This window comes from Flavobacterium enshiense (assembly GCF_040750275.1).
In the GTDB taxonomy this organism is placed as follows: Bacteria; Bacteroidota; Bacteroidia; order Flavobacteriales; family Flavobacteriaceae; genus Flavobacterium; species Flavobacterium enshiense_B.
The window spans coordinates 101,984-126,720 of the sequence record NZ_JBDOCV010000005.1 but is presented as its reverse complement, the minus strand read 5'-3'; the positions used below and the strand labels follow the sequence as shown (position 1 = coordinate 126,720).

The window sequence follows — 24,737 nt, the reverse complement described above, 5'->3', positions numbered from 1 at the left end:
TTAATTAATGGTGGTCATCGTGATGATGATCCTGTACCGCCATTCCGATAAACAACGAAGACAACATCGTGAAAATGAACGCCTGCAAAAACGCTACCAACAACTCAATAACCGAGATAAACAATGTTAATCCTATTGAAATTGGCATGTCTGATGCTAAATTCTTTCCAACGAAAATCATAGCAATCAAACTCATAATCACTACGTGACCTGCCGTGATGTTTGCAAATAAACGAATTAATAAAGCAAATGGCTTTGTCAATGTTCCCAAAACTTCAATCGGCGCTAAGATGATTTTCATCGGAACCGGCACACCCGGCATCCAGAAGATGTGTCCCCAATAATCCTTGTTCGCACTAAATTGCGTAATAACATACGTGAAGATTGCCAAACAAACAGTCACTGCAATATTTCCGGTTACGTTGATACCCAGTGGCGTCATCCCTAAAAGGTTTAACAACCAAATTAAGAAGAACACTGTCAACAGGTACCCCATGAATTTTCTGTATTTTTTCTCACCAATGTTCGGAATCGCTACCTCATCACGAATGAAGATAATAAGCGGTTCTAAAATTCTTCCGAAACCTGTCGGGATTGGTCCTTTTTTGTATGATTTTGCCAAGCTCGTGAACATGAACAACAACATGATCGAAACAATCAACAAGGAAAACACGTTTTTCGTAATGGAAAAATCAAGCGGTTTTGCATTAGTTGGATGATGGTGTTCGTCGTACGTAATGGTCCCAGCAGCATCTGTTTTGTAGATTTTACCGTGGTATAATTTGTAAAAACTTCCGTCTACTTCTGCAACTGCCTCACCATGGTTAAATTTTGATGAAGAGAAAACTTTTAAACCGTTATCCAATAAAATAACCGGCAAAGAAAAACCGTAGTGCTTCCCTTCTTTCTCATCAGAGAAAAAAGTAAAATCATGAGAATCCTGAAGGTGGTGCTCAATAAACGCCGTAACTTTTTCTTTCTTTTCCTCTTCAGGAGTCAATGCTTTAACTTCGTGACCCGCTTCCGCATGAGCCGCTTCCACAGCCACATGAGCAGTATCCACTTTTACTTGAGTAGAATCTGTTGTAGGGTTAGCCATAGCTACTACGGAAAGTAATCCTACAAAAGCAGCTAATAGTAATCTTACAGGTTGTTTTGTAATCACCATACCTTATTAAATATCTTAATTTTTTACGGTCTAAAATTTGGTGCAAAGGTACATTTAAAATTAATATTTCAAGGGGGTAATTTGCTTTTTTTAGTGTATTTGTGAATTTTAGTCCTTTTTACCAACATCCTTTAACAATGTTGAAGTCATAACAACATCCATTGCTAAAAAAATAATAAATACGATAAAAAAATTGTTTTTCTCCAATACTGCATTAAAATCCTTCTCTTTTAGCAACGGATATACCATCGCATATGAAACCGCCATCTTAAGAGAGGTCAATATTAAAAAAACATACCCTATTTGCTCCGGATTTTTCTTCTTTACTTTATTCTGAATAAACAATATAACTAAGGAAGCCACACAGAAAATCACATAAAGGTTAGGCAGTGAAAAATGAAAATCCCCTTGATTCAAAGCCGGAAAAAGGCTTTTCAGAAGTATAAAATTAATGCCGGCAAGAAGGAAGGATGCGAATAGAATTAAAAAATAGTGCTTGAAATCTTTCAAAATAGTTATTGCTTTTTATTTAAGTCGTTTACCTGACGGATCACATTGTAGAGTGCTACAAAAACACCAACCAGGGTCATGATCTTTACATACAGATCATTTTTATTGGGATACTTGTCATCCAGCCAGCCCCCAAGCCAGGCAAAGGCAAAAATGACAATACCCATTTGAAACGGGATATTAATCAAGGCCATCCACTTATTGTTAGGCTGTTTTTTCTCCGGATTGTCCATCATTGATGTTTTTAACGGTATTGCGCATGGTACAGGAAGCACTGAAATCGGCTCCGGGTTCTACAGACAATTTACCGATTATTGCTTCTCCTTTAATACTGGCTTTACTGCGAACGCTTAACAAATCGGACACCTCAATTTTTCCATTGAATTTGCCTTCAATATCGGCCGTTTTACAATTTACATCACCAATGATGCTTCCGCTTGGTCCAATCACCAATCTTCCTTTTGAGGTAAAATTCCCGGTCAGTTGACCGTCCAGACGAAAATCCGCCTGAGAAACAATATCGCCGTGAAGTACCGTTCCTTCCACAATCCGATTGGTTTTACCCAACAAATCGGTATAGGGTTTTTGAGGTTTGTCAAACATCCTGATTTAGTTTAAAGTTCCCAGATATTGTTCAAGATTCTTTTTAATCTGTACTACTTTATAATCCTCATTGGAAATTACAAAAACAGCGTCTTTAATTTTATAATCCCTGAATTCTTTAAGTACCGAAATGGTAGACTGTGCGCCTTCCTTGTTGCTGAAACCGTGAATCACCATAAAACTCTGGTTCATCATATACACATCTTCCGAAAGGGTAATGCTTACGCTGTTTCTGTCCTTAATATATTTCTGCAGCTTATCCTTCAGCACTTTCACTTTGGCATCTTTATCGTTCGGATACGGAATCGGATAAATAATTTTCCAGCTCACCGGTGGCGCTGCGTTAAACGTAAGGGCTTCCAATTTAGGAATGTCATTTTTCACAATGGCATCGGCCCGTTTTCCTTCCTCCAGATTAGGATAATTGTACGCAACTGCTGTCAGTGCTCTCTTGTATTCTTCCACCCCTTTAAGTCTTCCGAGAAGATTGGCACGCAACATTTCGAATTTAACGATGATCTCATCACCGGCAAAACGCTCCGTCATCAATTCTACCTGCTGAAGGGTCTGGTGGTAATTTCCGCTTTCGTATTCTTTATACAATTGGGCAAAAACCACATCCGGTGCTTCCTGATTTTTAGCAATTTCCGAATTCGGATTGGCTAGAATCTGTGCATAATGACTGTTCGGATATCCGGAAATGATTTCCTGTTTCATAGCCGCCGCCTTATCAGAATTGATAATTTCGTAAATTTTATACAGGTTGTATTTTGCCGGCAATACCAAACGTTCTTCCGGCTGGCTCACCAATAATTTTTCCAGTCGGGAAGCAGCCAATTCATATTCGCGGAATTTTTCCTTATAGATAGACCCTAACTGAAAATACGCGAAGTTTCGCTCTCTTGCCAAACTGTCCAAAACTTTTTGATCGGTTGGCAATTGCTTCAAATAATACTCCGCTGAGTACTCCGGTTTGGCAACAACCTCTTTCGGATTTTCATCGGCTTTTACCACATCGGCTAGCGTATCATTAGCATCATCATCGGGCTTGTTGTCGTCTTTAGATTCTCCTGAGGATGCCCAACGCCAATTCTCTTTGAGTGTTCGGTTCCCCCATTTTTTTCGGAATTCATTCTTTCCAAAAGCGACCGTGGAAGGATTATAGAAATAGAAATTACTTTGCGAAGAAGGCATCCCCGAAGGTTCCATACCGGGTGGTAAACCGCTGTTAGGATTTGTCTTCCCACCTTTTACTTCCGATGGTGCATTAACAACACCCGGCTTAATATCCAGATCACCTGATCCTTGTTCCTGCTGTTGTTGCTGTTGTTCCTGTTGTCTTTTCGCTGCTTCTAAGGCCTTTTTCTCATCGTCTATTTTACGTTTGGCAATATACGCTTCGTAAAAGTTTCTCTTGTCGTTATCACTCATGGCCACGACTTTCAAAATACTGTCGTTAGCATGGACAATTCCTTCATAACGGATAACATCAGACAAATTCTCACGTTTCTTTTTAACGGCAAAATATTCACGGGATTTATTGTCCAGACGTAACATGGTACTGTCATAATACTTGCCTGCCGTTACATAACGGGCTTCGTCAAAATGGATTTCGGCCAGATTGCGATGATTGGACGCCATAAGATAATTATCCTGAGAAAGCGATCGTAGGGATTTGTTGTAATATTTTTTTGCATGCTGAGGCAATCCCTGTTTGTCGTAAAAAAGACCCACCTGATGGTTGATTACATCCAGATATGGACGGTTTTCGCGGTCTTTCAATAAATCGTTGTATTTTTCCATAAAGGCAAGGGTATCACCGTTTTTGTAATCGAATTGCCCTGCCTGCTTGGCATGTGCCCAAATTACGTAACGTCTTGGCGATTTTCGCTTCATGTCGATTACTTCCTGGAAAGCCGAGTAAGCGCTGTCTTTATATCCCAAACTCTCGTAAAGCTGTCCTAAGATGAAACGGTATCTTGCTTTTTCTTCTTTGTGCTCTGTAATCTCGCGTGCAATTTTCAGTCTGGCAATGGCCGTGTCTTTTACCCCGACATTCAGATAGGCCTGCGCTAAGATGGCGTTTGCATCGGCCTGAACCTGCCCTTTAAGTTTTTTATCACTGATTAGTTTTTTAAGATTCTTGATGGCCTGCTGATCATTTTCCAAACGAATATTTGTTTTTTCACGCCAAACCTTAGCCTCGAAAATCTTGTCGCTGGTAGGATATTTATAAAGGATGTAATTAAAAGCTTCCAAGGCCGGAAGAAAACGATTATCATAATAACGGGCCTTGCCTAATAATAAATGTGCCTCATCCATTTGCGGATTTTTCTCGCTGCCTTCAATATACATGGCGTGCTTCTGGATCGCTTTTGCGGCTTTGGTTTCTGCTCGCTCGAAATTAGGGTTCTTATTCTGCTGACCTGGCAAAATATTCTCTTCCTTACTCTGCATACGCTCTACCGGAAGAATTTCCCAAAAGTTGTCTTTATATGTTACTTTTAAATCTTCCACTCCTTTATCAAAGGCCACTCCTCCGTTATACAGGATATTGTATTTAGCTGTTTTGGAGTGGAATTTCCGATTGACAAACGAATTCCTTTTCGTGGAACAAGCCACTAATACTGTTAAGAATCCGATAATAAGCGTATATTTTAAAATGTTGTTTTTCAAAGCAAAAACGTTTTATCTTTTAACTGCTGAAAGTGCTGATTTAGTATATCAACTGGTAAAAATACGTTTCTTTTTGATATGTCGGAAAATTTCAGATGAAAATTCGGATGAAAGGCGCGAAACCATAGCTATATGTACTTTTCCGGATAGGTTTGCCCCAGATAAACTTCTGATTTTTTGGGAATCGCCACCAAAAGCACATATTCCAGCACCGCCATGATTACTATAATGATGCTGATGACCCAAATCATAACCGGATGCTCAGAATGTTCCCAGATTCTCAGAAAAATTTGAAGCGGCAAATAGGTAAATCCCGCCATCGAACCAAAAGTGTAGATTACCTCCTCCAGCATCCATTTTTTACCTGACATTTTGAGTTTCCGATTACTCTTCCGCTTGGCAATTATCAGTCCGATGAAAAAGAAGAGGAGCAGCCCGATAAATAAGGTCAAGACCAATTCATCTGCAAAAAGGATGCGCTTCAAAACCAATTTCAAAAGCAAAACCGACAACACGGTAATTGCAATTTTCGGCAGTGTAAAAAACGCCTTGAAATGGATCCAGACAATACGATTGTACCGCTTGTACATTGCTTGTTGCCGCTCTTCCACCACAGTCATAAAACCAAAAACACCAAACTTTTTAAATTCTTGCTGTAGCGCTTCTTCGAATGTCAATTTTGGATTTTTCCTCCACTGATTTTCAATTCCGTTGGCCAAATGATCGACGAGTTCCGTTTGTAAATCGTAGTATTCCACGTAGTGCTGACGGGTGAATTGGTAAAGCTGTTCGGTTTGTTCGGCAGTGATTTTCATGCTATTGCTGATACAATTTAAGTTTGTAAAACATTCTGACTTGTCTTACTGTATAAATAACATATCCCAACATTAAGAATACAAAAATGAAAACAAGCACCTGATTGGACGCTGTTGCTTTTATATCAGGAAAAACAACCAACCGTAACCAATATAATATCGTAAGAATCTGGCTTGATTTTTCTAAATAATAAAATCTTTTTTTCAACATCAGATGTGTAATAAAAAACTGGGCAACCGCAATAACCAAGATTGTAATAATAAAATAGTAGGGTGAGTTTTCTATGAAAGAATCAAAATATGATGATAATCTAAAGCAATAAGCCAATAACAGAAGTGCCGTCAAAACTAATATCATTACAGAACTTGACATAAACTTCAAAAACAATTTTATTTCCTGGAATGACGGCACAACAGAAACCAATGAAAATCTTGTGAGGTTCTTATTATTTTTAAGAACCTCTTTTTTATTAATTGCCATATAAGCCTTAAACGCATTGTAAAAATCCAGATTCTCATTTTCCATTTTCACTTCTACGGCTGAAGCGATGTGATCAACCATTTCACTGCGGATATCGAAATACACTACTTCTGCTTTTTGCAAGTAGTTGTCTATGAATTGGATTTCGTCTTTGGATAACTGCATCATCTTTAATTTATATTAATTCCATCTTAATAACTCAATTTAGGATTCACCAACGTTTGCATGTTGCGGATAAACTCCTCCAGTTCTGCCAAACGGTTAACGGTTTCCTTCTGACCGTTTTCGGTGAGTTTGTAATATTTACGCAGGCGGTTGTCCACGCGTTCCACTTCCACTTCGAGGAAACCTTCCGCTTCCAGTTTGTGCAAGGCCGGATACAAAGCACCTTCAGTGATGGAAAGCTCCCCTTGCGTGGTGTCTTTTACTTTTTGGGTGATTTCATAACCATACATTCTGCCGTTTTCTTCCAACAGTTTCATAATGATCGTATTCAGGCTTCCTTTATACAATTGCGAATTTTTCATCTCTTCGGATTTGCCACAAATATACATAAGTTTCTTATACATAAAAATCTTAGGTATCTTTTTTATGATTTTTATCAGGTGTACAAAACGCAGATTGTCTATTTTTGTACAAACAAATTAAACTACTATGTCAGCTTTTCACAGTTTAACCATAAAAGAAATTACCCGCGAAACACCCCATGCCATTTCGGTGGTTTTTGAGGTTCCGGAACACTTAAAATCAGACTACGCTTTCATTGCGGGACAATACCTGAATTTGAAATTTATCATCGACGGTAAAGAAATCCGCCGTGCCTATTCCATTAGTTCTTCCCCTAACATTCATGAATTGCGCGTTGCCATCAAAGCCGTAAAAAACGGAGTGGTTTCCACTTATGCTAACGAAAAAATGAACGTGGGTGACAAAATGGATGTCGGTACTCCGGAAGGGCGTTTCACCTTCGAACCCAAATCGGACAACCAGAAAAACTATGCGGCCTTTACAGCCGGCAGCGGGATCACCCCGGTAATGTCGATCCTGCACAGTGTGTTGGAAAACGAACCGAAAAGTACTTTCGTATTGATTTACGGAAACAAATCGCCGGAAGAAACTATTTTCCACAAGCACTTACACGATTTACAACTGAAATATGTAGGGCGTCTTTTTGTACATTACGTATTTTCTCAAACCAATACGGCGGAGTCGCATTTCGGAAGAATTGATAAGTCCATTGTAAATTTCGTGCTGAACAACAAACACGCCGAAAAAGATTTCGATAAATTTTACCTGTGCGGCCCCGAAGAAATGATTTCAACCGTAAGCAATGTACTGAAAGAACACAACGTTCCGGAAAAAGACATCAAGTTTGAGTTGTTCTCCACTACTCCTAACGAAACCAAAGCCGAGAACACGCTGGGCGGTCATACGAAGATTACCGTAATGGTAGACGATGAAGAATTCGAGTTCGAAATGGCTCAGAAGCAAACCGTTTTGGAAGCCGCTTTAAAACAAGGCATTGATGCACCGTATTCCTGTCAGGGAGGCATTTGCAGCAGTTGTATTGCTCGTGTTACCAAAGGTTCCGCAGAAATGAAGAAAAATTCCATCCTAACCGATAAAGAAATTGCCCAAGGGTTGATTTTGACCTGTCAGGCGCATCCGACTTCCGCAGAAATTGCCGTGGATTATGACGATGTCTAGAAAAACCAAAAAAGGAGCTTTACTGAAGCTCCTTTTTTATTGTATTGACAACTGTTTCCGGTAAGATGCTCCGCATAGCCTCTTCATAACCGGGAACTGTTTTGTTGCCATAAACCGAAGTGGGTAACAAAGGATATTTACCCCTGTCTGCAGTTAAACAATACTCCATCGGCTGATTGAACGGTTTAAATCCCGCGAATGGATGGGTCGCACCCCACAGCGTGATAACTTTTATCCCAAGCATTGCGGCGATATGTGCATTCCCCGAATCCATACTCAGCATAAGATCAAGATTAGAGATTAAATCGAGTTCTGCTTTTAATTTCAATTTTCCGGCAACAACAATAACATTTTGATGGTTTTGTTTAAGTTTGTTCAGCTTTTCAATTTCCTGCTGTCCGCCTCCGAACAGAAACAAGGTTGCTTTTTCATCCGAAGCGAGTGCATCTACCGCTTTCTGCAATAAATCCAGAGGATACACTTTACTCTCGTATTGTGCAAAAGGAGCAATGCCAATCCAATTGCCTTTTTTGGCACCGGTTATTTTCAGAATATCATCCGATAAAACCGCTTGTTTGGGAAAAACCGGATGCGACAAATCGATTGGAAATCCTAACGCGGCAAATGTATTCATATGCCTTTCGAACATTGGTTTCACCGGCTGGAAGATTTTGTTTTCAGCACGAGTTAGGGCTTTTTTATCCGCTCTGCCTTTGTCGGTGGCCGCAACTTTTTTTCCGCTCAAGGCGAATAAATTGCGAACCACTTTCGAACGCAACACGTTGTGCAAATCCGCTACGGCATCTATACCCAGTTTTCGCAAATCGGAATACAAACGCAATAACCCGATAAAACCTTTGTGCCGTTTTTTTACATCTGCCTCAAAAAAATTCACATTGGGAATCGTGCCAAAAAAAGGTTTGAAAAAAGGGCGGGAAACCACGGTAAGCCGTACTTCCGGGTGCTGCAAAACTAAGGCTCTCAACACGGGAACCGTCATTGCGACATCACCCATGGCAGAGAGCCTTATTACTGCAATATGCTTTGGTTTAGCCATCAAAAAGAAGACTATTTTTTATTCTGATACAACACCGGGTTCAGTTCCTCGTCGTTGTACATTTTCATTTGCTTGTACACTTTCATGTACTTGTCGCCATTGGCGATGTCAGTCAACAATTCACTGATCGACGTAAACATGTCATTTTTCTGGTCCAACAATACGTTTAATTTTTCCTGACATTTTGCACGATGCTCCGGAGTCGCTTCCACGCGGTTGGCTTCTTCATGCATGTGGTAAATTTTCAGAGCTAAAATCGACAGACGATCAATCGCCCATGCCGGACTTTCGGTGTTGATTTTCGCATTCGGTTTTACCTGAACATCTTGGTATTTCTGAAGAAAATAACTATCAATGAATTCTACCATATCGGTACGCACCTGATTGGAAGCATCGATTTTACGTTTCAAATCCAATGCGGCTACCGGGTCGATATTCGGATCGCGCACGATATCTTCGTAATGCCATTGTACCGTGTCTACCCAGTTTTTGGCAAACAATAAATATTCTATAGAACCTTTTTCAAAAGGGTTTTTTACCGGCTGGTACACATCATCTATAATGTGATATTCTTTGATACTTTGTTCAAAAATTGGAAAGGCAAATTCAGCAAACATAGCTCTTGATTTTATTTACAAACCTACATAATTTTTTCCACCTGGGAGTACGCTATCGAAATTATGTGAGTTCCTTCGTCCCAAAATAAAACAATGCTTTTGCCAGAAGAAATATAGTTTTTATACTTTTAACCGTTACTTTTGAACTTCAAACTTTAAACAAAATTTATGCATATCCATTATATCTCCGAAAAAAACAGCATTCTGAATCATTTTCTAACCCAGCTTCGCGATGTAACCATTCAGAAAGACAGCATGCGTTTTCGAAAAAATATTGAGCGCATCGGGGAAATCATGGCGTATGAATTAAGTAAAACCCTAGACTATAAAGATATTTCCGTTGAAACACCTCTGGGAATAAAACATACCACAACCATTGCCGAACCGGTGGTTTTGTGTTCAATTTTGAGAGCTGGTTTAGCCCTACACCAAGGGTTTATGAACTTTTTTGACGATGCGGAAAACGGTTTTGTATCGGCCTACCGTCATCATTACAACAACGATGATGCCTTTGAAATTTTAGTGGAATATCAAGCTGCTCCTTCCTTCGAAGGCAAAAACCTGATCTTGGTTGACCCGATGCTGGCTACCGGACAATCTTTAGTGGCCGTGCTTCATAAATTGCACTTGGAACAAAAACCAAAAGAAATTCACATTGCTGTAGTGATTGCCGCTCCGGAGGGTGTAGCGTATTTACAGGAAAACTTACCGGAAAATTGTCATTTGTGGATCGCGGCGCTGGACGAAAAACTCAACGAAAAAAACTACATCGTGCCTGGATTAGGCGATGCCGGTGATTTAGCGTATGGCAACAAATTATAATTGTCCAAAGAAGATAATCAAAGCGGTCAATACAACACCTCCCAATACGCCTTCCTTAACCCAATTGTTTTCCTGACTTTCCAGAAAATTGGTGCCCAAAACCGACAACGGAAAAAAAGTAAACATGAGAAAACTGTTGTTTTTATCGGCGGACAATACATAAATTCCAACGCCCAACAGGAACGTGAAAAGTATCTTCTTATACGAAGACTGCATGTTTAAAGGTCGATTCGGAAGGGAGAGTAACTGCGTCGAAAAAAACAATACCGCTACAGAAGAAAAGAAGGCCAGAGCAATATTCTGGAATATGTTTTCAAAATAAGTGAAATCAAAACTCACACTAATCTGTTGTTGCACAAAATCAATCAGGCTGGGATCAATTAACAACACAGCCATAAGAAACAGGGTGCCCACCGCAAACAAAGCAATAAAAGGAATTATCCAGTTGCGGTAATCACCGGACACGTGAAAAATAATCGAAATAAAGACTAAAATCAGGAATATTATACACCAGAAATGGAATAGAGCCGCAACAAATATCCAGAGCGAAGCATCAAAAATTTTCTCTTTCGGAGTAATCAGTGATTGCATGGAAATCAATCGACGTAAAGCCAAAAGCAGAAAAAAATTGGCCAGGATCACATTGACATTCACCAAAACCGTCGGAAAAAGAATTAAAAAAATCCCAAAAAGAAATGCTGCATAACTGTTGTCTTTGCTCAGTCCGTTGCGCTTGGTAATAAAGCGTACCAGAAACATTGACACTACCAACACCGCCAGTAAGAAGACTTTCTGCGCAATCAAATGATAATGCTCCATCCATTTTAAATCGTTGGTGAGGTACAAAAAATAGAAGACCACCAGCATCAAACCGATTAAAACATAATTAATTGGACGAGATTTATTAAAAAGACTTGCTATCATGCAGATATTTTATATTTTTGTGACTGTAAAGATAACATTTGTACAAAAGAGACCAACAAGTAGCGTGAAGTTTTCCGCGAATTGGTTCCCTATAAAATTTAAAAAACGAAACTTATGAAAGCTTTTTTTGAAGGAATTCAGTATTTATTCGAAGAAATCCTTTTCGCGCCAATGCATTGGATGAGAGAAATGGAGTTGTCTAACTGGTGGACCGCCAACACTTTAAACTGGATTTTCATCGTAATTTGTTGCTACTGGACTTGGTACTGGACCAAAGAATTGAAAATTTTCAAAGATAAAGGAGAAGATGAGCAAGACACTACTGCACATTCTTTCTTAAAATAAGAAATTTAAAAAAGCCTAATCACAATAAGATTAGGCTTTTTTAGTTTTATACCTGTTATCAATAAATACTATGAGAAAAATTTTACTTTACCTACTCTTGATAAACTCATGTTCTTTATTCGCTCAAGAGTTTGCTTTTATCCCTTCCAACCTAAAAAAATTAAACAAGGCTGAATTCGCCGAAAAAATATGGACCAAAGAAATGTTTAAGGATGTCCAATACTACAACAGTGAAGGAAAAACCCTTTCCGAAACCGAAAAAAAAGAACTGCGAAACGTTAAAAGTTTCTATTTTCTGGATTCGGATGAAGTTTTAAAAGCCGTCGTTTTAGTTCCCCTTACGGTGGAGGAAATGGAAACCAATAAAAAAAAGATAGATGAGCGTTTTAAGCAAAATGAAACCAATTCGAAATTAAAAGGAGAAAAAGCGTATCCTTTTGACATCACCGACCTAAACGGAAATCATTATACTAACGAATCCCTGCGCGGTAAAGTTGTTGTGCTCAACTTCTGGTTTACCAAATGCGCTCCTTGCATTCAGGAAATGCCCGAACTGAACCGATTGGCAAAAGAATACCAATCCGACGAAATTGTTTTTATCGGTATCACCTACAACAACAAAGAGTTGGTGACCAATTTTTTAAGCAAAACCGATTTCCAATACAACCAGGTCGTGAACGAACAAAAACTGTGTGACCGTTTTAAAATCCAGTTTTACCCGACGAATATTGTTATCGACAAAGAAGGCAACTTCGCGTTCTTTGAAACCGGGTTTAAAAAAGACATGCTGAAACTGCTGGAGAAAAGCATCCAAAAAGCATTGAAATAAAAAATCCCGATTTCGCAATCGGGATTTTCTTTTATATTTATTACAAATCAAAACCGATGTCTTTTCGGTAGTACATGTTCTCGAATTTTATTTTTTCGATGTTAGCATACGATTTCGCAATGGCTTCTTTAAAATTGTCGCCATAAGATGTCACCGCAATGACACGACCGCCGTTAGTTACTACTTCCCCGTCTTTCAAAGCCGTTCCTGCGTGGAAAGCAATCGAACCTTCTACGTTCTCCAAACCGGTGATTACTTTGCCTTTTTCGTAGTCTTCCGGATAACCGCCGGACACAATCATAATGGTTGTCGCGCTTCTCGGATCGATTTCAAATTCCACCTGATCCAACGTTTGGTTCGCCATCGCCTGGAAAATTTCCACCAAGTCCGATTGCAAACGCGGCATCACCACTTCCGTTTCCGGATCGCCCATGCGCACGTTGTACTCAATTACAAAAGGATCATTTCCAACTTTAATCAAACCGATGAATACAAAACCTTTGTATTCAATATTGTCTTTCTGAAATCCGTCGATGGTTGGCTTTACAATGCGCTCTTCAATTTTTTGCATGAATTCGGCATCGGCAAACGGTACCGGGGAAACTGCCCCCATACCACCGGTGTTCAAGCCGGTATCCCCTTCGCCAATTCGTTTGTAATCTTTGGCTGTTGGTAAAATTTTATAGGATTTGCCGTCCGTTAGTACGAAGCAGCTCAATTCGATACCATCCAGAAATTCTTCGATCACTACTTTGGAAGAAGCGTCGCCAAATTTCGCATCGACTAACATATTGCGCAATTCCTGTTGGGCTTCCGCTAAATCGGTTAAAATTAAAACGCCTTTTCCAGCCGCTAATCCGTCGGCTTTTAATACGTAGGGTGCAGTCAAAGTCGTTAAGAATTCACAACCTGCTTCTACTGTTTCTTTGGTGAAACTCTGATAACGTGCAGTTGGAATGTTGTGTTTTACCAAAAATTCTTTGGCGAATTCTTTACTGCCTTCCAGTTGCGCTCCGTGTTTTGACGGTCCAATTACCGGAATGTGCTTTAAATCCGAATCGTTTTTAAAGAAGTCGTACACGCCGTTTACCAAAGGATCTTCGGGGCCTACCACTACCATTTCAACTGCTTCGGCTAACACTAAACTTTTAACCGCTGCAAAATCATTCGGGTTGATGTTCACATTCGTGGCAATGGAAGCCGTTCCCGCATTTCCCGGAGCCACCAACAATTTGGAACACTGAGAACTCTGAAGCATTTTCCAAGCCAGCGCGTGTTCTCTTCCGCCTGAACCTAACAATAAAATAGTCATGTTGTTGTGTTGTTAATTCGCCTGCAAAAATAGTCGCTTTTGTACGGAAAAAAAAGTTTCGGGCAGTAGTTTATAGTTTGGGTTTTACTATTTTTGGAAAAAATCCCCGATACGTGTTCCGATTGTTTGATTTTTCGCTGCAGTTGAACGGTTTCCGCATGAAGGAAGCCAAAACGCATTTTGACTCGATTCTGGCGATTCCGGAAGCGGAGTATCAGCAATATATTGAAAATCAGCGGGAAGAAATCGTACAGTACCATCTGAAAAACAATACGTTTTACCAGGAACTTACCCAAAACAAGGCCTTTAAAAACTGGAACGATTTACCGGTACTTACCAAAAAAGATTTACAAAAACCCTTAACAGAGCGGCTGTCCAAAAGTTATAGCAAAGCATCTGTTTTTGTGAACAAAACGTCGGGTTCCAGCGGCGATCCGTTTGTGTTTGCCAAAGACAAGCAGGCGCATGCCTTAACCTGGGCTTCGGTTATTCACCGTTTTGGTTGGTACGGAATTGATTTCAACAGATCATATCAAGCTCGTTTTTATGGTATTCCGTTGGATTTTGTCGGCTATCGCAAAGAACGACTCAAAGATTTTTTAGGCCAGCGCTACCGTTTCCCGATTTTTGATTTGTCGGATCAGTTTCTGGAAAAAGTACTGAAGCATTTCCAAACCAAGAAATTCGAATACATCAACGGATATACGAGTTCGATTGTACTCTTTGCTAAATTTCTGCAGTCGAAAAATATTGTTTTAAAGGAAATCTGTCCGACACTGAAAGTGTGCATGGTCACTTCCGAAATGCTTTTTGACGACGATAAAATTCTATTGGAAAACCAATTCGGTATTCCGGTGGTGAACGAATACGGTGCTTCCGAACTCGATTTGATTGCCTTTCAGAATCCGAACGACGAGTGGCAGGTAAATTCCGAAACGCTTTTTGTGGAAATTCTGGACGATAACAACCAGCCCGTACCTCACGGAACCGAAGGACGTATCGTGATTACATCCCTTTATAACAAAGCACATCCGTTCATCCGTTACGATATTGGGGATGTGGGAATTTTGGACGAAAAAAGCACGTTTAAAAAACCAATCCTGAAGAAGCTTATCGGACGCACCAATGATGTGGCCCTGCTTCCAAGCGGTAAGAAATCGCCGGGACTTACGTTTTATTACGTCACCAAATCCATTATTGAAGACGACGGCAATGTGAAGGAATTCATCATCCGCCAGACGAAAATCGATACGTTTGAAATCGATTACGTTTCCGAAAAAGAACTGACTCCGGAACAGATCAAAGGCATACAACACGCCATCGACCAATATCTCGAACCGGGCTTGCAATTTTCCTATCATCGAAAAAACAGTTTACTTCGCAGTGCGAGAGGCAAACTCAAACAATTTATATCCGAACTGTCATGATCAGACTTACCTTAGTAGCCGGAGCGCGTCCGAATTTTATGAAGATTGCGCCGCTCATCCATCAGATTCAGCAAAAGCAAAAGGAAGGAAAAGCGGTTGCATTCCGACTGATTCATACCGGTCAGCATTACGATAAAAACCTGAGCGATACTTTCTTTGAAGAGTTGAACATTCCAAAACCCAACGCAAACTTACAGGTGGGCGGCGGTACCCAAGCAGAACAAACAGCGGGCATCATGATCGGTTTTGAGAAAGAACTGGCCGAAAACCCCTCCGACTTGGTGATTGTAGTAGGCGATGTCACTTCGACTATGGCCTGTAGTATCGTAGCGAAAAAAGCGAATGTAAAAGTAGCGCATATCGAAGCCGGTATCCGTTCTTTTGATTTGACGATGCCGGAAGAAATCAACCGTATGGTGACCGATAGCATTACGGATTATTTTTTCACGACGTCTTCCTACGCGAACGACAACCTGAAAAAAGCCGGCATTGAAGCCGACCGCATTTTCTTCGTGGGCAACATCATGATCGATTCCTTGGTGAAAAATCTGGAACGTATTGAAGAACCTTCATTTTTCAAAGAATTACAATTATCCGATAAAAAATATTTAGTCTTAACCATGCACCGTCCCGCAAATGTGGACAATAAGGAAAATCTGCAACAATACTTGGACAACATTACGGCGTTTGCCAAAGATTTTACGATCCTCTTTCCGGTGCATCCGAGAACCAAACCTGTGATAGAAGCCATCGGAAAAAACTATCCAAACTTAGAACTGGTGGAACCGCAACCGTATCTGAAATTTATTTATTTGCTGAAAAATGCGGCAGGGGTGATTACGGATTCCGGTGGTATTACCGAAGAAGCTACCTATTTACACATTCCGTGCATCACCCTTCGCGAAAATACCGAACGACCGGAAACCTGTGTATTGGGCAGTAATGTTCTGGTTGGAAACGATTTCAAAGCCTTGGAAGAAAACATCTTGAAAATTAAAGAAAACAACTGGAAAAAAGTGCAGATCCCGGAACTTTGGGACGGTCATACCGCGGAACGAATTGTGAAAATTTTATTTGATTTAAAATACTGATGCAGGACATTTTAATCATATCGAATTATTACCCACCGGAAACAGGGGCGGCATCCAATCGCATTGAAACCATGGCGCACGGTTTACGTGATAAAGGCTGGAACGTCTCCGTTTTGTGCCCTTTGCCCAATTATCCGAATGGGAAAATATCTGACGGCTATCAGGGAAAAATCAAAAACAAATCGGTTGAAAGCGGCGTGACAGTGTATCGCACTTGGGTGTATCCGAGCAATTCGAAAAGTAAAATCGTCCGGTTGATTTCGATGTTGTCGTTTTCGTTTTCGTTGAGCGTTTTTCTGCTGTTCACCAAAACGCCGAAAAAGGTCATCATACAATCACCACCTTTATTTGTCGCGTTCTTCGGTGTAATGATGAACCGATTGAAAGGCAAAAAAATCATTCTAAATGTTTCTGATTTGTGGCCGCTGGCCGGGAAGGAATTAGGGGTGATGGGTGAAAGTTTCAGCTATCGCATGCTGGAAAAAATCGAGCGATTCAATTACAGAAAAGCGCATTTGGTTTTAGGACAGTCGAAAGAAATCTGCAATCATGTTTCGGAACGTGTTGTTACGAAAACGGTTTTATATCGCAATTATCCGAAGTTTCAGGTAACGGAGAATACCGCCACAATACCAACAGAAAAAATTCACATTGTTTACGCCGGTTTGTTGGGTGTGGCTCAGGGGATTGTAACCCTTTGCAAACACATTACGCTTCCGGATAATGTGGTATTGGATATTTACGGTAATGGCGCCGAAAAAGCCGAGTTACTGCAATTTATTGAAACACACCCAAATAAGAATATTGTTTTTCACGGTGAGTTGACGCGGCAGGAACTTCATAAAGTACTTACGGTAAAAGCTGACTATGCTTTGATTCCCTTGATCAATCGTATTTACGGATCGGTACCATCCAAGATTTTTGAGATGGCTAACCTTGGCCTGCCGGTACTGTATATGGGCGGAGGCGAAGGCGGTGATATCGTGAACGAGTTCCAATTGGGTAAGGTAATTGAACCCGGTGATTTTGACTCTTTAACTCTGGAAACCCAGAAGCTTTCGAAAATTACCGCTGCAGACAAAGTACGAATTCGGGAAACCGCCACGATACAATTTTCCTTCGACAGGCAGTTGGAGGATATCCACAGGGAAATTAACGGGCTTTAATAGGCTTTCTCTTCGCCTTTGAAAATATTAATAACCGTTTGAACTATAATCTTAAAATCCAGAATTAAAGACCAATTCTCTATATAAAACACATCATATTTAATTCGATTGATCATATCTTCATCGGTTTCAATTTCCCCTCTAAAACCTCTAACCTGAGCCAGTCCTGTAATTCCCGGTTTTACATGGTGGCGAACCATATATTTCTTTATTCGGTTACCATAGGTCTTATTTTGTGACCACAAATGCGGTCTAGGTCCTACAACGGACATATCCCCAAAAAGTACGTTAAAAAATTGCGGCATTTCATCCAAACTGGTTTTACGGATGAATCGCCCTATTTTGGTCACTCTCGGATCATTTCGTGAGGCTTCCTTTTCCGTAGTACTGTTAATTTGCATGGAACGGAATTTATAACAGAAAAACTCCTGTTCATTCAGCCCCGGTCTGCTTTGCTTGAAAAAAACTGGCCCTTTAGATTCCAATTTGATTAATAACGCCAAAAGAGGAGTAAGCCAGGATAGGAAAAAAACAATCACAAGTAACGAGAAAAGTATATCGAAAACCCTTTTCAGAAACATAATAACCGGTTCATCCAACGGTGATTTCTGAAGGGATAAAACCGGAAAGAATTCGTAATAATCAATCTTCAGGTTTTTAGAAAAGATCTCTTTGGAATCCGGTATAAATTTTATGGCAATATTATTTTCGTCGGCAAATTCTACCAAATCCTTTATTTTTTCATTAGAGAGCTCTCCTAAGGAACAGTAAATTTCATCTACTTTTTCTTGGATAAGAAACGTTTTCAGATTGGCTAAGTTTCCTTTTACTTCATTGTTTGTTGATTTATCTGAAAAGAAGCCTAAAAAACGATATCCGAAATCCGTACGGTTGTTAAAAAGTTCTTTGAGTCGGATTGCTTCTTCTGAATAACCAATGATAATAGCATTTCTGTAATTATTCCCTGTTACAATTCTATATTTTTTCAGATAATAGAAAGAAAGGGCCTTAGATATACTGATAAGTATAAAAACGGTGGCAAGAAAAAGAGCGATAGCCTTTCCACTAAAAAGTGAGGTTTTCGCAAACGGAAAAAAAGCTATAACGGTGAGTAAAAAAATCACCCCCTGCCTTATTATTTTTGACAAAATCTGAACTGGGGCTGTATACCTGTATATTTCGTAAAAACCAACAAAATAGGCAATAACAAACCAACCAAAGATCTGATACAAGTTAAAATACAGAAAATTAATATTGTGAAGACTAAAGTAGAAAAACGGCAAGCCTATAAGTACAATCAAATCTATAATGATACTTATCGGCTTTAAATACTTTGAATATCTTCCTCTTTGTACTGCTGTCATCATTTAATATAATCCGAGAAGTCTTTGTGCTCTTCTTTTGCTAATTCTTCCGGAGATAATGATTTAAAATACGCATAGGTTGCTTTCATTCCTTCAGCACGGTTTACTTTCGCTTCCCATCCTAAAATTTCTTTAGCTTTACTCGTGTCCGGTTGTCGCTGCATCGGATCGTTAACCGGTAACGGATGATAAACTACCTTCTGTTTGGTTCCGGTAAGCTTGATGATTTCCTCTGCAAAATCCTTAATGGTGATTTCATCCGGGTTTCCAATGTTAACCGGAAGATGATAATCAGAATGCAACAAACGGTAAATACCCTCTACCTGATCATCAACATAGCAGAAAGAACGGGTCTGTGAACCGTCTCCGAAAATTGTTAAATCCTCACCTCGTAACGCCTGACCTATGAAAGCAGGAATTACACGACCGTCATTCAGTCGCATTCTCGGGCCGTAAGTGTTAAAAATTCGAACAATTCTGGTTTCTACACCGTGAAATGTATGGTATGCCATGGTAATGGATTCCTGAAAACGCTTGGCTTCATCATAAACTCCCCGTGGTCCAATCGTATTTACATTTCCATAATATTCTTCTGTTTGCGGGTGTACTAAAGGGTCTCCGTATACCTCAGAAGTAGAAGCGATTAGTATTCTGGCTTTTTTCACGCGTGCCAATCCCAAAAGATTGTGTGTACCCAAAGAACCTACTTTTAAAGTCTGGATGGGAATTTTAAGATAATCTATAGGGCTTGCCGGTGAGGCAAAATGGAGAATATAGTCTAACTTTCCAGGAACATGCACAAATTTGGTCACGTCGTGATGGTAAAATTCAAAATGCTCCAATTTGAAAAGATGTTCAATATTTTTTAAATCACCTGTAATCAGGTTGTCCATCCCGATAACATGGCAGCCTTCTTTTATAAAGCGGTCACACAAATGGGAACCTAGAAACCCTGCAGCTCCAGTTATTAGTATACGTTTCATTCTCCTTCTGTTTTTGGCGAAATCGTTTTGTGTGTGTTAAAAAAACAATACAAGGCAATAAAAAATATTACTCCCCGCTGCCTGCTTAAAAACGATTCTGTCAAAAATAAGCTTATCATTAGAATTGCAAAAGAAATATATGTAAAATCTTTGCTTAACAATGCGTTTTTTAGATTATAAAATACCATTACCAGAATAAGGAGAAAGCCAAATACTCCAATTTCAGCAAAAAACTGTATGTATTGATTGTGGAAGTTAAACTGATCGTAACCTTCATAGAGATCGTGTTGAATTCTTTTTTCTTTTATCTTGTGATGTGTCGCATTAAGACCGTATCCCGTTAAATAAGCCGGATGTTCCTGCATCATCTCAAGAAAAATACGAAACTGATATACGCGTAAAGCTGTTCCGGGGAAAAAATAATTCTGGTTAAACGTTTCCATCGTCCAGGCCTCCTTAATAGTCGCGTTGTATACCGATCGTTGTGTACTGCTTATTTCCGGATTAATTGTCCTGTCGTTCATATTCGAAGCAATCTCGATTTCAAAACGTTTTTTAATTTTCTGAAAAAACAATGCAGAACTCAACAACCCAAATCCTAACACCATTAAAAGTATCCGCTTCCTGTTTCTTATCTCGGAATGATAAAACATGTAAACGCCGTTTAGCACGAAGAAAACCACTATTACATTTTTAGAGGAAAGCAATACTATGAGCATTACAAAAAAGAACAAAATCACTCTGTCAAAAACAATTTTATTCGGTTTGGTTAAGATACTGAAGTAGGCTATTGCCATATAAATGGATACATGTATTGCATTCACATCTGCAGTAACTAATTCATGATAGAAAAATACATCGGTAATTTGAGTTTGAAAAAAACGAAAGACTGCCCGAACAATATAAAATACTGCAAAGACAAAATAGGAATACCCGAAATACGTAATTATTTTCCGAACCTGCTGACTGGAAAAAGACTTGTTTACTAAATAGCAAATTGGCACCAATAATAAGGGGAAAACTTTAAAAAGCGCTTTTCGTGTGGCTTCCGGATCTTCTGTCCATAAAAGAGAACACACCATTAACACATAAAGAGCAATCGGAATTAAGAGAGCTTTTTCCAGTTTGAAATGTTGTTTTCTGAAAGTCAGTAAAGAAATTCCAATAAACAAACCTATTGCAATACTATTATAAGCATAGCGCATCGGCACTGTAATCAAAACCAAAAGAAACGGTAAAAAAGCGTAATTACTTCTTGTTTCCTGCCTGATATCGAGAAAAACATTCCTCAAAAAGCTGTAAATAGTCGCCATTTATTTTCGCCCAGTTAAAATCGTTTTCAATAGCCTTATAGTTGTTGGCTATCTTCTGCAAGTTATCATTTTTATTGACAGTCTGAAGTAAATTTTTCACTTCTGAAGCACCTGAAAAATAAAAAGCATTTTCCTTTAAAACCCCCTTATTAAAGTCGTTATTATGTGCCGCAATCAAAGCCTGAGATGCCATTGCTTCCAACAACGAAGGATTGGTTCCGCCTACGGAATGGCCATGAAAGTAAATATTAGTATAATAACGAAGGCTGTTTAGGTGTTCCAGATTGTATATCCCGCCCATAAAACGAATGTGCGGAAAATACCTGTATTTGTTCTTCAAGTATTCTCCATATTTAGTATTATGCTTCCCAACAACCAAAATAGGCGTTTTATCCTCACATAGCGAAACACCTTCCAATACCATATCTAGGTTGTTTTCCGGTTCGAAACGCGCCATCACCATGTTGAATTTTCCGGGCTCTACCTTGTATTCTTCAAGTACCTTCGTATCTGGTGCGTTGAAAGGATAAGCCCCATAAGCAATGTAGGTAGATTCTTTTTTGTATGTTTTTTTCAGAAAAGATTGAATTCCTAAAGAATCAGCAACCAAATAGTCACTGGATACGGCGGCTAACCATTCTGCTACTTTCAGAAATTGTTGCACAGGCCAGGAATACTTCGAACGCTTCCATTCCAAGCCATCCATATTTGTAATGATAATCGGCTTTTTGGGTAACAAGAAAAACCAAATAGAATTACTGGTATATCCCAATTGCAGGATAATATCAAAATCGCGTTTGCGGGAATCCATTATACAGTTATAGTCATAAATAAACTGACCAAACGTGCCATACTTGTATTCGGGATCGTACTGATGAATGATGTTCACACCGTGAAAGGTTCTTTCCTGATACGGGTGATTGTGAGAGTTATAACAATATACTTCATGCCCTTTTTCTGCGAGATAAACCGTGAAGAATTCGGCAAACTGTTCAAAACCTCCGTAATAATTGGGTACTCCTCTTGTTCCTAATATAGCAATTTTCATGAAACCTCTTTCTTATTGAGATTCCAAAAGTAGGGATTTTTAAGAATTTCTTAAGGACTTGTAGTAATTTATTGCTGATTACAACATTAATTTCTTACAGATCTTTTCGATTTGTAGGGTGTAGTTTTCCACGGAAAAAACAGAACGGGCTCTTTCTAACCCTTTTCTGCCCATTTCTTTTCGTTTCGCAGTGTCGAGAATTAATACTTCCAGTTTTTGAATTAGATCATCCACATTGTTAGGCATGAACAGAAAACCCGTTTCATTATTGATGATAATCTCCTTCAATCCACCATGATTAGCGCCAACAACTGGTTTTGAGGCCAGCATAGCTTCCACAGCCACAAGTCCGAAGGGCTCCGGCTCCGTAGATGGAACGACAGCCACATCGACAACATCCCATATCGTATGAATGTCATCTTGGAAAGGTAAGATTACCACGGTCTGTTCAAGCTTGTATGTCGTAATTTTTTCTTTCAGTTTATCCAGAAATTCATCCTGATTGGGCGGGGGTGAACCCACAAAAAGCAACCGTATGCCTTTGTGTTTCTGCGACAATTGATTGAAGGCTTCCAATAAAAGTAATTGTCCTTTCCATCGGCTTATCCTTCCCACCAAAGCGATCAGTATTTCCTGATCCTGAGCGCCAATTTGATCTGTTCTAACATTTTTCTTTTCGTCCTCCGTTAGGGCTTTTGTCGATGGAAAAAGACCGTTATGAACCACCTCAGATTTCAAATTCAACAATTCATCTTTATCATTCCAAAAAGCTTTGGTTGCTTCGGAATTGTATATAATCCAGGTATTCCCTTTTGTTTGTAATGCTCTTTTAAAAAACTGAACCACCATTTTAGGAGACTCAATAATTTCGTGAACATGCCAGATATGCTTTAAGTTTTTCTTTCTTGCATAAAGCAATCCTATTAAAACCGCCAAGGTGTTGGAATAAACTAAATCTATCTTCGATTCTTTATCGATTTCATCAAGTTTACGAAAGGCTTTAAGAATCTGAAAAGGTAATGCCAGAATATTACCCGGAGAAAACATCTTTCTGGAAATTTTAAAAACCGGCGCAATTTCTACTTGTATCGCTAACTCCTCAAGATACTTTTTTAATGGTCCTTCTCCCGGTAAAACCACAATAGGATGAAGCCCTTTCTTTTTAAATTCGGAAACCAAAATTAACAAAGTCTTATCCGATCCGTACATTTCGGCTGACTGGTGTATAAATAAAATGTTTTTCATAATTACACCGTATGATTTTTAAGGAGGTGGTCTTTAAAGGCAATTATAAAGCCTATAAAAACAGATTTAGAATCCGGTACAAAATAGAATCCCATAAACACCCAATAGGAAATAATCAGGAAAAAACCTGTCCCTACCAGTATAAGATTGATATTCGTGACCAATGGAATATTACTCGGTTTATTCCTGAAAAACAATCCTATGGATAGAATAAGAAACACAACTCCAACCAAACCGGATTTAAGAAAGACAGTCATATAACCGTTGTGCAGGAACGGAATATAACGCATATAGGAAGTTAGGAGAAAGACTTCTCTTTTTAAATCTACCGAGGAGCCCATCCCTTCTCCCAGAATTATAGTGGAGACCCCTTGATTAGTTACCTGACGCACCGTTAGAATGTTTTCATAGGAACGGTAATTATCATTAAAGTCTTTCCAATTTTCTGCATTGATTTTGGTTTTGAACGGCTCTATAGGAGCATTTTTAATTTTATACAATAAAGCTTCCGTTACTGAACCGCCGCGTTTCGGATTATAATAATAAATTGCCGTATAAGAGAGCAACATGGTTAGCGTTAAAACCGACATCACAACGACCGCTTTTCGTGTTAATCTCAAATAACCTTTTATCGCTAAGAACAGTATGACAAACTGTATGAAATTGGTTCTCGCCAAGTAGAAAAAACATGAGAGACCTATTATCGAAAGAAATAACCAATACTGTTTTCGGGTTAACTCGATATTGAATTGCTTATAAAATACAACAAGAATCAGGACATAAACTTCATAATCACTGTAATATCCGGCGTGGTATCGAATATCCGGCATGGTACGGTCACCTAAAACAACAAGGCTGAATACTACCATACTCAAATGAATGACCGCTATAAAAATACCCGCATATATAGCTGTTAAAAGTGGACTTTTTATATAATTTTTACAAAGCTGGTAACCAACCAACAGACCAAGTATCGGTTTGAGCAAATAGGCTATATCTCTTATGAAATTATACCGTTGTACATCTTCTTTAAAAAACCCAACCAAAAAAGCGATGGCAAATATTGCTGCGAAACAGGCCAATTGTTTTACAATGCTGTAAGAATACTTTCGCTGTAATGTTACAGAAAGAGCAAAAAGCCAGAATAAAAATGTAAGCTCATAAAAGTTAATATAAGGAATCGCCACACAAAGTATGAACAATAACTGATACAGTGATTCTTTCTTTAGCATCC

General features: G+C 39.2%; 25 protein-coding genes. 7 read left to right on the top strand and 18 right to left on the bottom strand.

What is annotated here, in order from left to right; translation table 11 throughout:
• Positions 1 to 4: 4 nt before the first annotated feature.
• From atpB to ABGT15_RS09685, 8 genes are all read right to left on the bottom strand, one after another.
• Positions 5 to 1,168 carry a F0F1 ATP synthase subunit A gene (gene atpB, locus ABGT15_RS09720; RefSeq protein ID WP_367231229.1) on the bottom strand — a complete coding sequence of 388 codons (1,164 nt, stop codon included), beginning with the start codon at positions 1,166 to 1,168 and terminating at the stop codon, positions 5 to 7.
• 108 nt (positions 1,169 to 1,276) lie between these two features.
• Positions 1,277 to 1,678 carry a hypothetical protein gene (locus ABGT15_RS09715; protein WP_367231228.1) on the bottom strand — a complete coding sequence of 134 codons (402 nt, stop codon included), beginning with the start codon at positions 1,676 to 1,678 and terminating at the stop codon, positions 1,277 to 1,279.
• A 5-nt stretch (positions 1,679 to 1,683) separates the two neighbouring features.
• Positions 1,684 to 1,911, bottom strand: coding sequence for an AtpZ/AtpI family protein (locus ABGT15_RS09710; RefSeq protein ID WP_437125365.1), 228 nt, complete (start codon positions 1,909 to 1,911; stop codon positions 1,684 to 1,686).
• Complete coding sequence (locus ABGT15_RS09705; protein WP_367231226.1) at positions 1,883 to 2,281, bottom strand: bactofilin family protein; 399 nt, start codon at positions 2,279 to 2,281, stop codon at positions 1,883 to 1,885. Before ABGT15_RS09705 ends, ABGT15_RS09710 begins: the two co-directional genes overlap by 29 nt.
• 6 nt (positions 2,282 to 2,287) lie before the next feature.
• Complete coding sequence (locus ABGT15_RS09700; protein WP_367231225.1) at positions 2,288 to 4,957, bottom strand: tetratricopeptide repeat protein; 2,670 nt, start codon at positions 4,955 to 4,957, stop codon at positions 2,288 to 2,290.
• A gap of 128 nt (positions 4,958 to 5,085) precedes the next feature.
• Positions 5,086 to 5,772, bottom strand: coding sequence for a hypothetical protein (locus ABGT15_RS09695; RefSeq protein WP_367231224.1), 687 nt, complete (start codon positions 5,770 to 5,772; stop codon positions 5,086 to 5,088).
• A gap of 1 nt (position 5,773) precedes the next feature.
• Entirely contained in the window at positions 5,774 to 6,421 is a 648-nt protein-coding gene (locus ABGT15_RS09690) for a hypothetical protein (RefSeq protein ID WP_367231223.1), read from the bottom strand.
• A gap of 23 nt (positions 6,422 to 6,444) precedes the next feature.
• Positions 6,445 to 6,780: a PadR family transcriptional regulator gene (locus ABGT15_RS09685; RefSeq protein WP_367231221.1), complete on the bottom strand. Its 336-nt coding sequence runs from the start codon at positions 6,778 to 6,780 to the stop codon at positions 6,445 to 6,447.
• A gap of 127 nt (positions 6,781 to 6,907) precedes the next feature.
• On the opposite strand from ABGT15_RS09685, the gene ABGT15_RS09680 reads away from it, so the two are divergent.
• On the top strand, positions 6,908 to 7,960 hold the full coding sequence (locus tag ABGT15_RS09680) for a 2Fe-2S iron-sulfur cluster-binding protein (protein WP_367231220.1): 1,053 nt from the start codon (positions 6,908 to 6,910) through the stop codon (positions 7,958 to 7,960).
• Positions 7,961 to 7,979: 19 nt separating this feature from the next.
• Here the strand turns inward: ABGT15_RS09680 and ABGT15_RS09675 are convergent, their stop codons facing one another.
• Entirely contained in the window at positions 7,980 to 9,017 is a 1,038-nt protein-coding gene (locus tag ABGT15_RS09675; RefSeq protein WP_367231219.1) for a glycosyltransferase family 9 protein, read from the bottom strand.
• An 11-nt stretch (positions 9,018 to 9,028) separates the two neighbouring features.
• Positions 9,029 to 9,634, bottom strand: a complete 606-nt coding sequence (locus ABGT15_RS09670; protein ID WP_367231218.1) for a DUF4254 domain-containing protein — start codon at positions 9,632 to 9,634, stop codon at positions 9,029 to 9,031.
• Between the two features lie 168 nt (positions 9,635 to 9,802).
• Between ABGT15_RS09670 and upp the strand changes: the two genes are divergently transcribed.
• Positions 9,803 to 10,456: a uracil phosphoribosyltransferase gene (upp, locus tag ABGT15_RS09665; protein ID WP_367231216.1), complete on the top strand. Its 654-nt coding sequence runs from the start codon at positions 9,803 to 9,805 to the stop codon at positions 10,454 to 10,456.
• Here the strand turns inward: upp and ABGT15_RS09660 are convergent.
• Positions 10,451 to 11,380: a DUF6427 family protein gene (locus ABGT15_RS09660; protein ID WP_367231215.1), complete on the bottom strand. Its 930-nt coding sequence runs from the start codon at positions 11,378 to 11,380 to the stop codon at positions 10,451 to 10,453. The two genes, upp and ABGT15_RS09660, sit on opposite strands and share 6 nt — an antisense overlap.
• Positions 11,381 to 11,494: 114 nt before the next feature.
• On the opposite strand from ABGT15_RS09660, the gene ABGT15_RS09655 reads away from it, so the two are divergent.
• Positions 11,495 to 11,725, top strand: coding sequence for a DUF6341 family protein (locus ABGT15_RS09655; RefSeq protein ID WP_367231214.1), 231 nt, complete (start codon positions 11,495 to 11,497; stop codon positions 11,723 to 11,725).
• 70 nt (positions 11,726 to 11,795) lie between these two features.
• Complete coding sequence (locus ABGT15_RS09650; protein WP_367231213.1) at positions 11,796 to 12,554, top strand: TlpA family protein disulfide reductase; 759 nt, start codon at positions 11,796 to 11,798, stop codon at positions 12,552 to 12,554.
• A 40-nt stretch (positions 12,555 to 12,594) separates the two neighbouring features.
• On the opposite strand, the gene purD is transcribed toward ABGT15_RS09650, so the two are convergent.
• A complete protein-coding gene (gene purD / locus ABGT15_RS09645) occupies positions 12,595 to 13,866 on the bottom strand; it encodes a phosphoribosylamine--glycine ligase (RefSeq protein ID WP_367231212.1) in 1,272 nt (423 codons plus the stop codon).
• Positions 13,867 to 13,979: 113 nt separating this feature from the next.
• Here purD and ABGT15_RS09640 point away from each other — a divergent pair, with 113 nt between their 5' ends.
• The 3 genes from ABGT15_RS09640 to ABGT15_RS09630 are packed head-to-tail and all read left to right on the top strand — an operon-like array spanning position 13,980 to position 17,550.
• A complete protein-coding gene (locus ABGT15_RS09640; RefSeq protein ID WP_367231211.1) occupies positions 13,980 to 15,293 on the top strand; it encodes a phenylacetate--CoA ligase family protein in 1,314 nt (437 codons plus the stop codon).
• Positions 15,290 to 16,384, top strand: a complete 1,095-nt coding sequence (gene wecB / locus ABGT15_RS09635) for a non-hydrolyzing UDP-N-acetylglucosamine 2-epimerase (protein ID WP_367231210.1) — start codon at positions 15,290 to 15,292, stop codon at positions 16,382 to 16,384. The genes ABGT15_RS09640 and wecB overlap by 4 nt, the downstream gene beginning before the upstream one ends.
• Entirely contained in the window at positions 16,384 to 17,550 is a 1,167-nt protein-coding gene (locus ABGT15_RS09630) for a glycosyltransferase family 4 protein (RefSeq protein ID WP_367231209.1), read from the top strand. The genes wecB and ABGT15_RS09630 overlap by 1 nt, the downstream gene beginning before the upstream one ends.
• On the opposite strand, the gene ABGT15_RS09625 is transcribed toward ABGT15_RS09630, so the two are convergent.
• The 6 genes from ABGT15_RS09625 to ABGT15_RS09600 form a co-directional block, all read right to left on the bottom strand.
• Positions 17,547 to 18,914 (bottom strand): undecaprenyl-phosphate glucose phosphotransferase, encoded by a 1,368-nt coding sequence (locus ABGT15_RS09625; RefSeq protein WP_367231208.1) that lies wholly within the window; start codon positions 18,912 to 18,914, stop codon positions 17,547 to 17,549. The two genes, ABGT15_RS09630 and ABGT15_RS09625, sit on opposite strands and share 4 nt — an antisense overlap.
• A complete protein-coding gene (locus ABGT15_RS09620; RefSeq protein ID WP_367231207.1) occupies positions 18,914 to 19,897 on the bottom strand; it encodes a UDP-glucuronic acid decarboxylase family protein in 984 nt (327 codons plus the stop codon). The genes ABGT15_RS09625 and ABGT15_RS09620 overlap by 1 nt, the downstream gene beginning before the upstream one ends.
• Complete coding sequence (locus ABGT15_RS09615; RefSeq protein WP_367231206.1) at positions 19,894 to 21,210, bottom strand: O-antigen ligase family protein; 1,317 nt, start codon at positions 21,208 to 21,210, stop codon at positions 19,894 to 19,896. Before ABGT15_RS09615 ends, ABGT15_RS09620 begins: the two co-directional genes overlap by 4 nt.
• On the bottom strand, positions 21,146 to 22,258 hold the full coding sequence (locus ABGT15_RS09610; protein ID WP_367231205.1) for a DUF1972 domain-containing protein: 1,113 nt from the start codon (positions 22,256 to 22,258) through the stop codon (positions 21,146 to 21,148). The genes ABGT15_RS09615 and ABGT15_RS09610 overlap by 65 nt, the downstream gene beginning before the upstream one ends.
• A gap of 78 nt (positions 22,259 to 22,336) precedes the next feature.
• The gene (locus tag ABGT15_RS09605; RefSeq protein WP_367231203.1) at positions 22,337 to 23,503 is read right to left on the bottom strand and encodes a glycosyltransferase family 4 protein; all 1,167 of its coding nucleotides are present in this window, start codon (positions 23,501 to 23,503) and stop codon (positions 22,337 to 22,339) included.
• Between the two features lie 2 nt (positions 23,504 to 23,505).
• Complete coding sequence (locus ABGT15_RS09600) at positions 23,506 to 24,735, bottom strand: hypothetical protein (protein ID WP_367231202.1); 1,230 nt, start codon at positions 24,733 to 24,735, stop codon at positions 23,506 to 23,508.
• Positions 24,736 to 24,737 lie beyond the last annotated feature (2 nt).

Excerpts from the sequence above, each read along its gene's own strand:
- ABGT15_RS09695 (WP_367231224.1), bottom strand. The coding sequence starts at position 5,772 with ATGAAAATCACTGCCGAACAAACCGAACAGCTTTACCAATTCACCCGT.
- ABGT15_RS09685 (WP_367231221.1), bottom strand. The coding sequence starts at position 6,780 with ATGAAAAATTCGCAATTGTATAAAGGAAGCCTGAATACGATCATTATG.
- ABGT15_RS09670 (WP_367231218.1), bottom strand. The coding sequence starts at position 9,634 with ATGTTTGCTGAATTTGCCTTTCCAATTTTTGAACAAAGTATCAAAGAA.
- ABGT15_RS09605 (WP_367231203.1), bottom strand. The coding sequence starts at position 23,503 with ATGAAAAACATTTTATTTATACACCAGTCAGCCGAAATGTACGGATCG.
- ABGT15_RS09610 (WP_367231205.1), bottom strand. The coding sequence starts at position 22,258 with ATGAAAATTGCTATATTAGGAACAAGAGGAGTACCCAATTATTACGGA.
- ABGT15_RS09690 (WP_367231223.1), bottom strand. The coding sequence starts at position 6,421 with ATGATGCAGTTATCCAAAGACGAAATCCAATTCATAGACAACTACTTG.
- upp (WP_367231216.1), top strand. The coding sequence starts at position 9,803 with ATGCATATCCATTATATCTCCGAAAAAAACAGCATTCTGAATCATTTT.
- purD (WP_367231212.1), bottom strand. The coding sequence starts at position 13,866 with ATGACTATTTTATTGTTAGGTTCAGGCGGAAGAGAACACGCGCTGGCT.
- ABGT15_RS09680 (WP_367231220.1), top strand. The coding sequence starts at position 6,908 with ATGTCAGCTTTTCACAGTTTAACCATAAAAGAAATTACCCGCGAAACA.
- ABGT15_RS09675 (WP_367231219.1), bottom strand. The coding sequence starts at position 9,017 with ATGGCTAAACCAAAGCATATTGCAGTAATAAGGCTCTCTGCCATGGGT.
- ABGT15_RS09655 (WP_367231214.1), top strand. The coding sequence starts at position 11,495 with ATGAAAGCTTTTTTTGAAGGAATTCAGTATTTATTCGAAGAAATCCTT.
- ABGT15_RS09705 (WP_367231226.1), bottom strand. The coding sequence starts at position 2,281 with ATGTTTGACAAACCTCAAAAACCCTATACCGATTTGTTGGGTAAAACC.
- ABGT15_RS09660 (WP_367231215.1), bottom strand. The coding sequence starts at position 11,380 with ATGATAGCAAGTCTTTTTAATAAATCTCGTCCAATTAATTATGTTTTA.
- ABGT15_RS09620 (WP_367231207.1), bottom strand. The coding sequence starts at position 19,897 with ATGAAACGTATACTAATAACTGGAGCTGCAGGGTTTCTAGGTTCCCAT.
- ABGT15_RS09615 (WP_367231206.1), bottom strand. The coding sequence starts at position 21,210 with ATGGCGACTATTTACAGCTTTTTGAGGAATGTTTTTCTCGATATCAGG.
- ABGT15_RS09600 (WP_367231202.1), bottom strand. The coding sequence starts at position 24,735 with ATGCTAAAGAAAGAATCACTGTATCAGTTATTGTTCATACTTTGTGTG.
- wecB (WP_367231210.1), top strand. The coding sequence starts at position 15,290 with ATGATCAGACTTACCTTAGTAGCCGGAGCGCGTCCGAATTTTATGAAG.
- atpB (WP_367231229.1), bottom strand. The coding sequence starts at position 1,168 with ATGGTGATTACAAAACAACCTGTAAGATTACTATTAGCTGCTTTTGTA.
- ABGT15_RS09630 (WP_367231209.1), top strand. The coding sequence starts at position 16,384 with ATGCAGGACATTTTAATCATATCGAATTATTACCCACCGGAAACAGGG.
- ABGT15_RS09625 (WP_367231208.1), bottom strand. The coding sequence starts at position 18,914 with ATGACAGCAGTACAAAGAGGAAGATATTCAAAGTATTTAAAGCCGATA.
- ABGT15_RS09650 (WP_367231213.1), top strand. The coding sequence starts at position 11,796 with ATGAGAAAAATTTTACTTTACCTACTCTTGATAAACTCATGTTCTTTA.
- ABGT15_RS09710 (WP_437125365.1), bottom strand. The coding sequence starts at position 1,911 with ATGGACAATCCGGAGAAAAAACAGCCTAACAATAAGTGGATGGCCTTG.